The 13,477-nt window shown below is 37.3% G+C and carries 17 protein-coding genes; 9 read left to right on the forward strand and 8 right to left on the reverse strand.

Annotation, left to right across the window (positions count from 1 at the left end; translation table 11 throughout):
* Positions 1-581 precede the first annotated feature (581 nt).
* The 4 genes from trpB to PN497_RS20530 all read left to right on the forward strand — a co-directional run bounded on the left by trpB (position 582) and on the right by PN497_RS20530 (position 4,167).
* Positions 582-1,823: a tryptophan synthase subunit beta gene (trpB, locus tag PN497_RS20515; RefSeq protein ID WP_096572635.1), complete on the forward strand. Its 1,242-nt coding sequence runs from the start codon at positions 582-584 to the stop codon at positions 1,821-1,823.
* Between the two features lie 9 nt (positions 1,824-1,832).
* Positions 1,833-2,348, forward strand: a complete 516-nt coding sequence (locus PN497_RS20520; protein WP_096567184.1) for a CAP domain-containing protein — start codon at positions 1,833-1,835, stop codon at positions 2,346-2,348.
* A 541-nt stretch (positions 2,349-2,889) separates the two neighbouring features.
* Positions 2,890-3,435 carry a CAP domain-containing protein gene (locus PN497_RS20525; protein ID WP_096567182.1) on the forward strand — a complete coding sequence of 182 codons (546 nt, stop codon included), beginning with the start codon at positions 2,890-2,892 and terminating at the stop codon, positions 3,433-3,435.
* Between the two features lie 102 nt (positions 3,436-3,537).
* Complete coding sequence (locus PN497_RS20530; RefSeq protein ID WP_096567181.1) at positions 3,538-4,167, forward strand: ribonuclease H-like domain-containing protein; 630 nt, start codon at positions 3,538-3,540, stop codon at positions 4,165-4,167.
* Between the two features lie 125 nt (positions 4,168-4,292).
* On the opposite strand, the gene PN497_RS20535 is transcribed toward PN497_RS20530, so the two are convergent.
* A complete protein-coding gene (locus PN497_RS20535) occupies positions 4,293-4,724 on the reverse strand; it encodes a rhodanese-like domain-containing protein (protein ID WP_096567179.1) in 432 nt (143 codons plus the stop codon).
* A 491-nt stretch (positions 4,725-5,215) separates the two neighbouring features.
* Between PN497_RS20535 and PN497_RS20540 the strand changes: the two genes are divergently transcribed.
* A complete protein-coding gene (locus tag PN497_RS20540) occupies positions 5,216-5,932 on the forward strand; it encodes a response regulator transcription factor (protein WP_096567177.1) in 717 nt (238 codons plus the stop codon).
* A gap of 464 nt (positions 5,933-6,396) precedes the next feature.
* On the forward strand, positions 6,397-7,188 hold the full coding sequence (locus PN497_RS20545) for an endonuclease/exonuclease/phosphatase family protein (protein ID WP_272110810.1): 792 nt from the start codon (positions 6,397-6,399) through the stop codon (positions 7,186-7,188).
* A 10-nt stretch (positions 7,189-7,198) separates the two neighbouring features.
* Here PN497_RS20545 and PN497_RS20550 read toward each other — a convergent pair whose 3' ends face one another.
* The 3 genes from PN497_RS20550 to pdxA all read right to left on the reverse strand — a co-directional run bounded on the left by PN497_RS20550 (position 7,199) and on the right by pdxA (position 8,985).
* Positions 7,199-7,495, reverse strand: a complete 297-nt coding sequence (locus PN497_RS20550; RefSeq protein WP_096567173.1) for a helix-turn-helix domain-containing transcriptional regulator — start codon at positions 7,493-7,495, stop codon at positions 7,199-7,201.
* Positions 7,488-7,826 (reverse strand): type II toxin-antitoxin system RelE/ParE family toxin, encoded by a 339-nt coding sequence (locus tag PN497_RS20555; RefSeq protein ID WP_096567171.1) that lies wholly within the window; start codon positions 7,824-7,826, stop codon positions 7,488-7,490. Before PN497_RS20555 ends, PN497_RS20550 begins: the two co-directional genes overlap by 8 nt.
* Before the next feature lie 97 nt (positions 7,827-7,923).
* Entirely contained in the window at positions 7,924-8,985 is a 1,062-nt protein-coding gene (gene pdxA / locus PN497_RS20560; protein WP_096567169.1) for a 4-hydroxythreonine-4-phosphate dehydrogenase PdxA, read from the reverse strand.
* 266 nt (positions 8,986-9,251) lie between these two features.
* Here pdxA and petM point away from each other — a divergent pair, with 266 nt between their 5' ends.
* The 3 genes from petM to PN497_RS20575 all read left to right on the forward strand — a co-directional run bounded on the left by petM (position 9,252) and on the right by PN497_RS20575 (position 11,109).
* Positions 9,252-9,356, forward strand: coding sequence for a cytochrome b6-f complex subunit PetM (petM, locus tag PN497_RS20565; protein WP_096567167.1), 105 nt, complete (start codon positions 9,252-9,254; stop codon positions 9,354-9,356).
* A gap of 725 nt (positions 9,357-10,081) precedes the next feature.
* Positions 10,082-10,576 carry a DUF4365 domain-containing protein gene (locus tag PN497_RS20570; RefSeq protein WP_096566963.1) on the forward strand — a complete coding sequence of 165 codons (495 nt, stop codon included), beginning with the start codon at positions 10,082-10,084 and terminating at the stop codon, positions 10,574-10,576.
* On the forward strand, positions 10,573-11,109 hold the full coding sequence (locus tag PN497_RS20575) for a hypothetical protein (protein WP_096566965.1): 537 nt from the start codon (positions 10,573-10,575) through the stop codon (positions 11,107-11,109). The genes PN497_RS20570 and PN497_RS20575 overlap by 4 nt, the downstream gene beginning before the upstream one ends.
* A 450-nt stretch (positions 11,110-11,559) precedes the next feature.
* Here the strand turns inward: PN497_RS20575 and PN497_RS20580 are convergent, their stop codons facing one another.
* The 4 genes from PN497_RS20580 to PN497_RS25980 form a co-directional block, all read right to left on the reverse strand.
* A complete protein-coding gene (locus PN497_RS20580; RefSeq protein WP_096566966.1) occupies positions 11,560-11,841 on the reverse strand; it encodes a hypothetical protein in 282 nt (93 codons plus the stop codon).
* Positions 11,842-11,849: 8 nt separating this feature from the next.
* Positions 11,850-12,296, reverse strand: coding sequence for a VOC family protein (locus PN497_RS20585; protein ID WP_096566968.1), 447 nt, complete (start codon positions 12,294-12,296; stop codon positions 11,850-11,852).
* Between the two features lie 298 nt (positions 12,297-12,594).
* Positions 12,595-13,062 (reverse strand): DUF29 domain-containing protein, encoded by a 468-nt coding sequence (locus tag PN497_RS20590; RefSeq protein ID WP_096566972.1) that lies wholly within the window; start codon positions 13,060-13,062, stop codon positions 12,595-12,597.
* Positions 13,063-13,270: 208 nt separating this feature from the next.
* Positions 13,271-13,432 carry a DegT/DnrJ/EryC1/StrS family aminotransferase gene (locus tag PN497_RS25980; protein ID WP_096566974.1) on the reverse strand — a complete coding sequence of 54 codons (162 nt, stop codon included), beginning with the start codon at positions 13,430-13,432 and terminating at the stop codon, positions 13,271-13,273.
* Positions 13,433-13,477: the final 45 nt, after the last annotated feature.

Consider the following 13,477-nt stretch of genomic DNA (forward strand, 5'->3'; position numbering starts at 1 on the left):
ACGGTGATATCAAGTATTGAATTGAGACTATTGCCGACGCGAAAACCAAGCAATGATGGTGGTAGTCTTTTTCAGAAACTTAATTGGAACACAATCGCGTCTGGCTAAGGCGTGAAAGTCTACTGAGGGATAACTGCTCCTATGCTCCCGTTGAAGTAGAAAGTAAAGTCTAGTTTTGTCTAGGTTTTATATAGCAGAACACAGTTAGGGGTTATGCCTCAATGATAACTGGAGGTAGAACCTCCTAGATCGCATTACCAGTCTCTGACTGAGAACGAGAAAACGAGAAACAAAAATAGTTTTACTCCTGACTCCTGTACGGGCGTTCGCGAAGCGTGCTGGAAGCATCAGCATGCGGACGACCAATTATCAATTTTTGTCCAAAACTAAGCTGTTGTGCATTTAATTTGTATAAGTGGAACAGGCATCTTGCCTGTTAAACAAGAGTTCAGAATATTAGGATTATACAATTTAGCTGTGTAACAGCTTATTTTCCGAATGCTTCGCCCCTACGACTCCTGCTGTAAAAGAAGATTGTTCTAGAATTACAATTAACTGTGTTCTCTAATTTAACCGAATCTGTGACTACTACTCCCCTTTCTCCTAACTTCTCACAAACCGCTGCTGTTCCCGATAGCTTAGGACGTTTTGGACGCTTTGGTGGTAAATATGTTCCTGAAACTTTAATGCCGGCTTTAGCTGAACTGGAAACAGCTTATCACCAATACCGTAATGATCCTGATTTTCAAGCAGAATTACAAGGTTTACTGCGAGATTACGTAGGACGCGCTACCCCTTTATACTTTGCTGAAAGACTCACCGCCCATTATGCCCGTCATGATGGCACAGGAGCGCAAATTTACTTAAAACGCGAAGATTTAAATCATACAGGCGCTCATAAAATTAATAATGCCCTTGGTCAAGTTTTATTAGCAAAGCGCATGGGTAAGCAGCGCATTATTGCTGAAACAGGTGCAGGACAACATGGGGTAGCTACAGCTACCGTTTGCGCTCGTTTTGGTTTGCAATGTATTATTTACATGGGTGTTCACGACATGGAACGCCAATCCTTAAATGTGTTTAGAATGCGCTTGATGGGGGCGGAAGTTCGTGGTGTGGCAGCCGGTACGGGAACTCTCAAAGATGCCACTTCTGAAGCCATCCGTGACTGGGTAACGAATGTAGAAACTACTCATTATATACTGGGTTCTGTAGCTGGTCCCCATCCTTACCCGATGATAGTCCGGGATTTTCACGCGGTTATTGGCCAGGAAACCCGCGCTCAAGCAATGGAAAAATGGGGTGGTTTACCTGATATTCTTATGGCTTGTGTGGGTGGTGGTTCTAATGCAATGGGACTTTTTCATGAGTTTGTTAAAGAACCATCGGTGCGGTTAATAGGTGTAGAAGCTGCTGGTGAAGGTGTGAATACTGGTAAACACGCCGCTACCTTGACAAAAGGACAAGTTGGTGTATTGCATGGAGCAATGAGTTATCTGTTACAAGATAATGATGGACAGGTGATTGAACCCCATTCCATTAGTGCAGGTTTGGATTATCCTGGTGTTGGTCCAGAACACAGCTATATGAAGGATATTGGCAGGGCTGAATATTATAGTGTGACAGATGCTGAAGCTTTAGAGGCATTTCAACGCTTATCCCGGTTAGAAGGAATTATACCTGCTTTAGAAACTTCTCATGCGATCGCCTATTTAGAAACTTTATGTCCACAACTTACAGGCAGTCCCCGGATTGTGATTAACTGCTCTGGTAGAGGTGACAAGGATGTGCAAACAGCAGCTAAATTCTTAATTCAAGGCTGATAATTAATCATGTTGAGAAATACTATTTCAGCTATTGGTGCAGGTTTCTTAGTTTTAGTCAGTGGTGGGATGGCTAGTTCTGCTCCTAGTCCATCTTTTATATCCAATGACAGCTACAAAGTAGCACAAACTAATGTTAATACTGCTGCCATAGAAGCCTCTGTTTTCCAACAAATAAACCAGTACCGATCCTCCCAAAATTTACCCCCATTGACTCGTAATTCTCGTATTGATGAGCAAGCAAGAATTCACAGTCAAAACATGGCTAGTGGTAAAGTTCCCTTTAGTCATGATGGATTTCAAGCACGAGTCAGAGCGATTGGTATTCCTTTCAGTCGAGTTGCGGAAAATGTGGCTTACAACCAAGGTTCTAGAGATCCTGCAACCACCGCTGTACAAGGTTGGTTAAGGAGTTCAGGACATCTAGCTAACATTAGAGGTAATTATAACCTCACAGGAATTGGTGTGGCGAGTAATAGCAAAGGACAAATTTTTTTCACCCAAATTTTCCTCACATCAAGATAAATTTTAGTGCCTGATTGGTGATTGGTGATTGGTGATTATTTGGTTTCGTAATACCAATAATCTCAGTTGTCAATTATCAATTATCAATTATTTTTGCATCTGTCAATGGATACTATTTTTTATATATTTTTTTGACTAAAAATGTAGTGACAATAACACTTTGTGAGGTGAAGCATCTACTATAGGCATATACTGGATACTGGATTTTTTTAAAGTTATGAAATTGGCAGACTTTTAGCAAAATAAAATGTCATTTTCAGGAAAGTGAACTCAAAAATATGAATTATAGAAGGTGACAGGTAATGGGTAATGGGTAATAGGTAATATTTCTCCTGACTCCTGTACGGGCGAAGCACTCGGAAAATAGGCTTAGACAAAAATTTATAATTAGTCGCCCGAATGCTTCGCCCCTACCACTCCTGACTCCTGACACCTACTGTAATTCTTCAGTTCACCAATACTTGACAGTATCCTGGTACTTATTCTGTACATCAGAAGATAGAGTATATGTCTGATAAATCCATACACTACCTAATTCTCTATGTTCCGACAAACTGCTTTTGGCATGGCTTTAAGTACGCTTGTCCTTGCTAGTGGATTGATGACTGATCCTGTTCCCAGCAATAATTCTGCTAAAAAAATCACTCACACTCAGTCATTTAATACTTCTAGTCAGGCGGCTATTTTGAATCTTGGTTCTGAAAATGCTACTTTAGAAAAATTAGTTTTTGAGCAAATTAATCAATATCGTGTTTCTCAAGGATTATCAAAGCTCACCTTAAATGCAAGTATCACTCAGCAAGCAAGAATTCACAGTCAGAACATGGCTAATGGTATAGTGAAATTTAGTCATCATGGATTGGAACAACGAGTTAAAGCCATTCCTCTTAAATATGACAATGCAGCCGAAAATGTGGCTTTCAACGTGGGATATAGTGATCCAGCAAAGCAAGCTGTGATTGGTTGGCTCAACAGTCCTGGACATTTGCATAATATTCAAGGAAATTTTAAATTGACAGGGGTGGGAGTGGCGACTAATGCCAAAGGTGAAGTTTATCTCACACAAATATTTGTCAATACCAAATAGATTGTCTTACTGATTTTTTGCACAATTTGCATAATAATAAATTAGTGTCTGATCCAGTAATTTTTTAACTGATAGACACTATCATTCATTTGGGAACGATTGATGAGATTAGATGATTTTAGGGTTAGTGACGGTGATATAGATGCTGCTACCCTCGCGGAGTATTTAAAATCTGAAGCTCTGGCTGTAGACACGGAAACAATGGGATTATTACCACAACGCGATCGCTTGTGTCTTGTTCAGTTGTGCAACCCAGAGGGAAAAGTCACCGCTATCCGCATCGCTAAAGGACAAACAGAAGCTCCAAATTTAAAACAACTTTTGGAAGCAACCCACATCCTCAAAGTATTTCACTTTGCACGGTTTGATATTGCTACCTTACGCCACAATCTTAATATTCAGGTTCAACCTGTTTTTTGTACTAAAATTGCTAGTAAGTTAGCCCGCACCTACACTAACCGTCATGGTTTGAAAGATGTAGTACAGGAATTAGAACACGTAGAACTAGACAAAAGCTCTCAAAGTTCTGATTGGGGGAATGCTGCTAATTTATCGGAGGCTCAATTAAGTTACGCTGCTAATGATGTCCGCTACTTATTGAGCATTCAAGAAAAACTAACGCAAATGCTACAACGAGAAGAACGTTGGCAACTAGCACAAGAGTGCTTTCAAGTTTTACCAACATTGGTTTCTTTGGATTTATTACAATTCAAAGATTTATTTGAACATTAAGAGTAATTCGTAATTCTTAGGGAACAGGGAACAGGGAACAAAATGCTTGACTTTTTACCTGATTCTACCCAATTACCAGTCACCAATCACCAGTCACCAATCACCAATCACTTCTATTGATTTTCTCAATGATTTTGGATGCGAGAGACAACATTGTAATCATCTGCACCTGCGGGAGTTCTTGATTCGATAATACCTTCTGTTGGTCCACCAATTGCTTTCCATGCTCCCAAACCACCTTTTAATTCTGATACGTGTACAAATCCCGCAGCACGCAATTTTTGGGCAGCTTGAGCAGTTTGTCCCTCATCAGTGCCGTAAACATAAATATCACGGCTTTTTTGTAAAGAAATTTCTGCACGATCTGTTAGTTCATCTATAGGCATAGGCATTGCGCCCATAATATGACCTTGGTTGTAGGTTGAGCGATCGCGGACATCCAAAATTGTAAATGCTGGTTCGCCCCATTCTAGACGAGATTTAACTACATGAACATCCGATTCTATTTCTATGGGTGGCTGTTGAGGAATAATCCCACCCATCAAATTATTAGTCATAAGTTTTATCCGTTTTAACCTATTCAATTTCAACTTCAATCAACTTAGTCAACAATAAATTAACAAACAAAGTCTAGTTAATTTGTCTGGCTTGAGTATGAAAATATAAAAATTTTCCTGAATAAATCCTGAATAAATCCTGAATAAATCCTGAATAAATCTTGTAAAAATCTATCTTTAGATATATTCGATTTCTCATATCGTCATCAGTAATATTTCAGTACAGATACTTCGGTATAACACCACAATTGATTTATATTTTATACATTTTTTTTTTCAAAAAATACCAAAATCATACATTACCGATACATTTTATAAGGATTATTATAAAGTTTGCATAAACTTCAGGAAAAATTCAGTGTATACAAGGACTAAAGCATTTTTCCTACTTATTTATTTAGCCAGGAGCTAAGATACTCCTTAAACACAACATCTCAAAGCATCTGTCACCACAGAAAATCGCCAAATCAATCAATAAACTGCATTGGACTATGGATAAGCTTGCCACGAATATTCCCAAGATTATGATTGTAGATGACGATTTCAGTGTGAGAAATCTCGTCTACCGTTTTCTGAGTCGAAAATACCAAATAGAATCGGCCTCAGATGGTAAAAGTGCTATGGCATTATTTGATCAATTCAATCCAGCCTTGGTAATTCTGGATTGGAATTTGCCAGATGCCAATGGCTATAAACTTTGTCAAGAAATGCAAAGTCGCACCAATGTTTTAGTTTTGATACTCACTAGCCGGAATGATGAAGCTGATAAAATTAAAATTCTGGCCGCAGGTGCAGATGATTTCATGACTAAGCCATTTAGCCTAGCAGAAGTGGAAGTCAGAGTTGAAGCACTTTTAAGACGCATTCGTTATATCCATCCTCATCAATCACAACGTCTTGTTTTTCAACAATTAGCAATTAACCCAGAAGGTAGAGAGGTAAAATTGAATGATAAACCTTTAGCTTTAACGGCTTTAGAGTTTAATATTTTACATTTTTTAGCTAGTCATCCAGGACAAGCTTGGAGTCGTCCCCAACTAATTCAGAAAATTTGGGGTTGTGACTATGTAGGAGATGGAAGGGTTGTAGATGTGCATATTGGTCAATTACGTAAAAAAATGGAAGTTGATTCGAGTACACCAGAGTTTATCAAAACGGTACGCGGCTATGGTTATAAGTTTGAACCACCAGAAGGTAACAAAGTTTAACCTCTCCGTAAGTATTCAGCTATCAGTAATCAGTAATCAGCTAATAGCCAGGATTCAGACGTTTTAATTTTAGGAATGTTATCTGCATCTGCTTTTTTCATTCTTTGTATTTCAATCTTTCAGGTACTGACGGAAACCGATGACTGAATGCTGAATGCTTACACTCCAGAGCAAAAACAAATCATTAAAATATTGGTGCGTTTATCAATTAACAATCTGGTTGTACATCTGAATTTACCAAGGATTTTTATTGGGGCTTGATCACAGATTTAGCATGAGTTGGAATTATTAAGGCTAAAGTCGGTCAGGGAATTTGTATCTACTCAAGCCTCAGAGCAATTTTAGATTTTGGATTTTGGATTTTAGATTTTAGATTTTGAAGATTTTTAAAATTTCCGCTAATAAGTTATTATAGAACTATAAAATCTAAATTGACTATATACTATATATTCTTATCAATATAGATGCCATTAAAGAAAGTAATGAAAATCACAGTTATGACTTTTAACCTCCGCTGCGACAAACCAGATCCGGGGGTACGTCAGTGGAAAAAGCGTGTAGGTGCGATCGCTGCTGTTATTCAACACTATCAACCAGATGTAGTGGGTACACAGGAAGGTAAACTCCATCAACTGAAGGATTTACAAGCACTTTTACCAGAATATAAATTTGTTGGTGGCGATCGCTCTGGTACAGGAGAAGATGAACACTGTGCAATTTTCTATCAACCTGAACTTTTAAAACTGCAAGAAACTCAAGATTTTTACCTCAGCGATACTCCAGAAATTCCTGGTAGTATTACTTGGGGAACTCGTTTACCACGCATGGCAACTTGGGCTAATTTTCAGGTGGGTGATCCTAGTATTTCTCTAACTATTGTTAATACTCATTTAGATCATGAAATTGCTAAAGCGAGGGAGTTGGGTGCAGGTTTGCTGAGTCTGCGTTTAATGGGTTTTCCTGCTGAAAATTATTTACTGTTAACAGGAGATTTTAACGCTCATTCCAGAACTTTAGAACGAATAATTTTAGCTGATAATTTTAGAATACAAGATACTTTAGCAAATCTGCCGTTAGCAGAACAAAAAACTTTCCATGATTTTACTGGTGAACCTGTGGATGCTAGAGATACAATTTATGGCGATCGCCGTTTTCACATCGAACAAGTAATCATTGACAATAAACAATGGGAAAGTATTTGGCCTTCTGATCATTTTCCGGTGATTGTGAAGTTAAGCATCAGGAATAGGGAATAGTAGTCAAAAATTAAGCAGACTTAACGGATACTGCTAACTGTAACCCTAAAGCATCTAATAAGGTACGTAAACAATAAAATTCAATTTCTCCTTGCTCAGATAATTTCTGGGCTAGGTTCTCATAACATTGCTGTACTGTTTTTGATAGTTTCTCAATTCCACCTTGAGCTTCAATAACATTTTTAAGTGCCTTATTTAACATTTTAGGATCGCCTTCTTCTAAAACAACTTCAATATAAGCTGCTGCTTCTAGTGGATCTTTTAAGTCTTGGATTAGTTTTGCATGATAACTTGTACTTTTAGGCATCATCTCGACTCCGATAATCTTCCCAATATTCTTTAGCTTTACGAATATCTTTCACTTGAGTGCTTTTATCACCACCACACAGGAGCAAAATAATTGTTGACCCTTGCTGTCCAAAGTATATCCGGTAGCCAGATCCATAGTCTATTCTCAATTCAAAAACACTTTCGCCAACGGATTTATAATCTCCTAAGTTACCATCTTCAACTCGGTCAAGTCTGGCTCTAATTTTAGCTTTTGCTCTTCTATCTCTTAGAGCATCAAACCAATTATCAAAAGGATTTGTACCATCTGCTGTTAGGTAATTCTTGATTTCTCTGGGTTGGGTGTTCATGGGGTTGTTGTTTCATAACCTACATACCACAACCTACACTGGCAGTTAGTTTTGGACAATTAGTTTTGGACAAATGTCGCATATTATTCATCAGAGCCTAAACTTTATACTTTTGCTTCACCAATTCCACCCCTAACTGTATCGCAGCTTTTATACTGGTTGCATCAGCAATACCCTTTCCGGCAATATCAAAAGCTGTTCCATGATCTGGGGAAGTTCTCACAAACGGTAAACCAATGGTAGTATTTACCGCCCGATCAAAAGCCATTAATTTTACAGGAATTAAACCTTGATCATGATAAAGTGCTAAATAAGCATCCGCAATATTTTGAGTAATATTTTTAACGTTAGAATTACCATACCAAGCTTGACCCGGTTTCACCCACATTGTATCCGGTGGTATGGGTCCTTCTAGTTGTAAATGCGGTCGTTTTTGTCTTTCTGCTTTTAACCAAGGGATTAACCAATCTATTTCTTCTGTTCCTAATTGTCCCATTTCTCCACTGTGGGGATTTAAACCAGCGATCGCAATTTTCCCATTTTTAATCCCAAAATCTCTTTCTAAACATTCTGCTAATAAATCTAATTTTTTTGTTAATAATTCCGGTGTTAAGACTTGAGATACTTGACATAATGGAATATGTGTGGTAGCAAGTAAAGCCCGTAAAGTCCAACCTGTCAAAGGTGATCGCCCGACAAACAACATTCCAAAACGTTCTACACCTGCTTTCTCGGCTAAAAGTTCGGTTTGTCCCGGATAATCAAAACCAGCGGCTTTCCAAGCTGATTTAGCGATAGGTGCTGTGACAATACCATCAAAATCACCTGCTAAAGTTTGAGCTATGGCATATTCCATATAAGCAAAACTAGCCGCACCACTAGCAGCATTACCCACCCCAGTAATAATTTCACCTGAGTTTGGTACATCAACATCAATCACATTTAACTCATCAGGATTGGCCAAAGCTAGTGAAATATCAGTATTAGCTGTCAAATTTTTATAAGTTTTAGTGAGTAAATGCCGATTACCCACTAAGACTAAATCACAGCTTTGGCTAACTTCTGAATCAGCCAAAGCCTTTAAAGTTACCTCTGCTCCAATACCGGCAGGATCTCCCAGTGTCAGTGCTAAACGTGGACGTTGATGAGTATTAGTCATAAGTCAGGGAATAGGGAACAGGGAACAAGGAACAGGAAAACTGTTAATTAAGCCACATCGCTACTTACCCAGTCCCGATTTCAATTAGCTGCTAAACTATTTTAGAATTATTTAGACAGGTCTAATCCTCAAGACAGTTGAAGACCTGGTTTACCTAAGTTACCAGACTAGCAAAAATGAGATTTGAGCGATCAAGTTAAGTTAAGCAGTCTCATAAACGGTAAACATCTACAAACCATTCAGTTCACAAAGGAGAAACACAGCAAATGGGCGGCGAAATCTTAAATGCAGCTATGCTATCTTTCGGCTTAATCTTCGTAGGTTGGGGTCTCGGCGCTTTATTGCTGAAAATTCAAGGCGCTGAAGAATAAGCAGGGGGCAGAAGGCAGGAGTTTTTTATTTTGGATTTTGGATTTTGGATTTTGGATTGTTTTTGTGATCTCCAATCTAAGAGGGTGTTTGAAAAGTTTTAGATGGTGACTTTATACACTTGCAGATCCCCCCTAACCCCCCTTAATAAGGGGGGAACTAGAATCAAAGTCCCCCTTTTCAAGGGGGATTTAGGGGGATCTAAAATTTTTGATACATCATGAGGGACTTTTAAAACATCCTCTTACGCAAAACAGAACCAAAGTAGGGGTAATTCATGAATTACCCCTACGCAAGAACAAGAATTGAGTATTTAGGAATGTTTGCTATAGTCATCCGGTTTGATTTCTGAATTTATCTGTGTAAGCAGTCAAGAGGCAATAGTTCGACTTCGCTCACCAACCAGGCACTCATGCAAAAGGCTTTTAGAGAATTTTGGTGTACGGAGTTTTTTTTCAATCATCAAATAGGAGTCCTATATCTGTTTTTATATAATACTGTTAATAACCTGACTATATATGGCTATATAGATTCCCACCATAATCTAATGATAGGATAAACTCAGAAAATTGTCAAGGGGTAGTGAAGAATAATCTTGAGAATTTTGACTTTTGACTTTTGACTTTTGACTTTTGACTTCCCCCAGGGGGTATCCTGATTCAGACGACAAAAGAATTTTTGGGGTATTATTAGGAGTGTTTTAATTTGAGTATAAATTTCTAATTTAATGGATATCAACCAGCAAAAAGAACAATTTAGTATTACTTATGTTAGAGCGATCGCTGCCGTAGCAGGTTATTCTATATATAGACCGGAAATAGACAATGATAGTGTAGATTTAGGTATAATTAGCAGAGGAGGTACAGGTAAAATCTTTTCTCCCAGAGTAGAATTACAACTTAAATGTACTGCTAGAGATGTTCTTGAAGAAAACTGTATTAAATATCCCCTAATTCTCAAAAATTATCATGATTTAAGGATAAATTCTCTTGTTCCGAGAATTTTAGTGGTAGTATTAGTTCCCGAAAAAATCACTGACTGGATAAAACAAACAGAAGAGGAACTTTGTCTGAGATATTGTGCTTATTGGGTTTCATTACGCGGAATGCCTGATACCACAAATACAACAAATGTTACTATTAAAATACCTCGTAGTAATCAGTTTACACCGGATGCACTACAGACCATCATTCAACGTATTAGTTTGGGAGATTTGCCATGAAAGTTACCATTAAAGATAGTCAAATACTCAAAACAGTTCAACCTGAAATTATCCAAACACATCTACAAGCTACAGGATGGCAGGAAACAGGTAGAATTTATAACGATGCTGGAGCAATTTGGCGATTTAAAAAAGACTCTATTAATGAATATGAAATTTTGCTACCTCTGCAACAGAATTTAGGAGACTATGCTGAAAGAATTAGTGATATTTTGAAAACACTAGAGATAGTAGAAAATAGAAATCAATTTGATATTTTAAGTGAATTTATCACCAATTATCCTAACTTTAATATTCAAGGTATTGTCAAGGAAATATCCACTCCAGAAATTGATAAACTGAGAGGAGAAATTACATTATTAGGTGCAGTATTTGAGAAATTACAAGAAATTAAAACAGTTCTCAATAATCAGGATTATATCTTAGCTATTAAGGCTTATCAAGAACGATTATCAATTAATTGTATGGGTGATTTAATCAAGGAAGATAATCATTTTATTCTCAAAAATCCTAGAAATTTACAAATTGACTGATGAATATTGACTGTTGACGTTGTAATTAATTAAAATTTTGTCAGAATACAAATCGCGGTAGTTGAGCGTAGTCGAAACTCGATAACTACCTGATTCTGCCAACAAGTAAGCTGTTATGCAGCTAAACTGTATAATCTTAATATTCTTAAGTCTTGTGGAACAGGCATCTTGCCTGTTAACCTTATATAAATTAAATGCACAACAGCTTACCCCAGCAGCATTTTATAGTATTTGCAAAAGAATGATTTTTTTATTTCACGCAGAGACGCAGAGTCACAGAGGAAGAACGCAAGAGTTTTGGTATAGTGAAAAAATCTCTCTCTTCTCTCTTCTCTCTTCTCTTTCTTCCCTTCGTGTCCTTTGCGTTCTTTGCGGTTCGTTAAAAAAGAATTTATGAAAACATAAATAATTCGTTGGGTTGCGCTGTCGCTTAACCCAACCTACAGTCATTTATAACATTTGCGGAATAAAACTAGCTTTTTTCGCTGCACTATCCCACACTATCCAGTTAATTTTATCATCCAAATCAACTGCATTATCTGTCACCTTAAAATACAGCTTTCCTTGTCCTTTGACTTCCACAGCAAAATCATAATTTTGAGCATAGGTGACAATAAAACCCTTATTTTGTAAACAATATTTTGCCCAATTTTTTAAAGATTGTTTATAGGGTTCATGGGGTATGGGTGGGTTAGTAATTACGTCATTGATAACTTTTAAAACTTTTTCCATGTTTCTATTTAATGAGGATCACAACGAATTTCTATCATAAACCCATCGGGGTCATAAAAATACACCCCTCTACCTGTAGGACGGGTAAGGGGTCCATAAGCTATGACTAAATTATTTTCTCGGATCACGGATACAGCTTGATCAAAGAATTGGGGATCAATATCAAATGCTAAATGATATGCTCTAGTAAAAGATTTACTGGGATCGGGGTCTGGTGGTAATAATTCTGGTTCTCCAAATAAGTCTAATATTGTTCCATCGGGGGTGACGAAATTAGCAACTTTTCCTTCAGCAACGAGTTGTTTTAATGTTTCGGGAATTTCTTCGCCTGTGAGTTCGTGTAATCCTAAAATATGTCCATAAAAATGGCGTGATGCTTGCATATCGGCAACGTTTAAAGCAATATGATGGATTTTGCGTAGGTAGCCGGTGGGAATATTTTTTTGATTATTCATAGGTTTTTAATTTATGGGTTTTTAATTTAGAGGTTGTTTGGAAAGTTTCTAATGTATAAATAAACCCCTCTCCAAACCTCTCGCCGACGCGGGGAGAGGCTTTGAAACCCCCATTCCCTTCCTTGTCCATCCCTTCGACTACGCTCAGGACAAGCCTCCTTGTCTTCCTGATCCTGCCTTCACAGATCATATTAAAAACCTACCCCTGTGAGGGGTTAGGGAGGGGTAAAAAAAATATTTGATACATCAATCATGACTTTTCAAACACCCTCTTACAGATGCACATAGTCAACTTATTTTATGTATTAGCAAACCAATCATCATCTAAAAATTTTTCAAGAGTAGCGATCGCTTCTTCAGGAAAAGTATTTAAGGGAAGTTGAGAATGTTGACTAGCTAATTCTCTTCCATCATTGTAACATAAGTCTAACTTCATCTCTAAGTGACTTTTTAAACTAGGACTATCTGCTAATAATCTTTGAATTTGCTTGCGAAAATTAGTTATTTCTCTTTGCCAATGTCCTCTATTTCTTTCATTTTCCCCTTCCCAATATTGTAAAATTAGTAAATGTTCAATCAATCTCATTAACAAACTTTCGATTTTCCGTTTATCTCTTTTACTCAAATCTAAAACTTCCTCAATTAAATTATCCCAATCCAAAGAATCTAAATCTCTATTTTCTAACTGTTTAACTGTTTCTAATACCCAAAGATTATAGTCGGTGTCATACAAATTTTTGATTTGTGTTTTTAGCTCTGCTCTCATATTTTTCTCCTTGATAGTTAATTATACGTTATCAGTATCATCATTTGTCCTAACTACATTTTAAACTACATTTTAAACATAATCTAACTTTTCATTTAACTTACTTTTTAATTTTGTCACAAGTATCATCTTGACTTATTTAGGGTTTGCTGAAAAAGTCTTGTTGTGGGGGCAGGCAAAAAGCAAGAGTTTGGGCTATCTGTTATCCCTAGATTTTATGACTACTAACTGTGGCTATATGTCTAAATGTTCCGGTTTTTTGCCCTTGATAAAGGCTTCCCAAAGCATTACAGTTATCTTCTATTAACCATAAATCATGTTTTTGGACAAATTCCACAATTTCCTTTAAATCCCAATCCCCAGTCCCCAGTCACCAGTCCCCAGTCACCAGTCCCCAGTCACCAGTCCCCAGTCC

It is taken from the genome of Sphaerospermopsis kisseleviana CS-549, from assembly GCF_028329225.1.
GTDB lineage: Bacteria > Cyanobacteriota > Cyanobacteriia > Cyanobacteriales > Nostocaceae > Sphaerospermopsis > Sphaerospermopsis kisseleviana.

Coding starts and splice junctions, on each gene's coding strand:
- PN497_RS20520 (WP_096567184.1), top strand. CDS start 1,833: ATGTTGAGAAATACTATTTCAGCTATTGGTGCAGGTTTCTTAGTTTTA.
- PN497_RS20525 (WP_096567182.1), top strand. CDS start 2,890: ATGTTCCGACAAACTGCTTTTGGCATGGCTTTAAGTACGCTTGTCCTT.
- PN497_RS20530 (WP_096567181.1), top strand. CDS start 3,538: ATGAGATTAGATGATTTTAGGGTTAGTGACGGTGATATAGATGCTGCT.
- PN497_RS20535 (WP_096567179.1), bottom strand. CDS start 4,724: ATGACTAATAATTTGATGGGTGGGATTATTCCTCAACAGCCACCCATA.
- PN497_RS20540 (WP_096567177.1), top strand. CDS start 5,216: ATGGATAAGCTTGCCACGAATATTCCCAAGATTATGATTGTAGATGAC.
- PN497_RS20545 (WP_272110810.1), top strand. CDS start 6,397: ATGCCATTAAAGAAAGTAATGAAAATCACAGTTATGACTTTTAACCTC.
- PN497_RS20550 (WP_096567173.1), bottom strand. CDS start 7,495: ATGCCTAAAAGTACAAGTTATCATGCAAAACTAATCCAAGACTTAAAA.
- PN497_RS20555 (WP_096567171.1), bottom strand. CDS start 7,826: ATGAACACCCAACCCAGAGAAATCAAGAATTACCTAACAGCAGATGGT.
- pdxA (WP_096567169.1), bottom strand. CDS start 8,985: ATGACTAATACTCATCAACGTCCACGTTTAGCACTGACACTGGGAGAT.
- petM (WP_096567167.1), top strand. CDS start 9,252: ATGGGCGGCGAAATCTTAAATGCAGCTATGCTATCTTTCGGCTTAATC.
- PN497_RS20570 (WP_096566963.1), top strand. CDS start 10,082: ATGGATATCAACCAGCAAAAAGAACAATTTAGTATTACTTATGTTAGA.
- PN497_RS20575 (WP_096566965.1), top strand. CDS start 10,573: ATGAAAGTTACCATTAAAGATAGTCAAATACTCAAAACAGTTCAACCT.
- PN497_RS20580 (WP_096566966.1), bottom strand. CDS start 11,841: ATGGAAAAAGTTTTAAAAGTTATCAATGACGTAATTACTAACCCACCC.
- PN497_RS20585 (WP_096566968.1), bottom strand. CDS start 12,296: ATGAATAATCAAAAAAATATTCCCACCGGCTACCTACGCAAAATCCAT.
- PN497_RS20590 (WP_096566972.1), bottom strand. CDS start 13,062: ATGAGAGCAGAGCTAAAAACACAAATCAAAAATTTGTATGACACCGAC.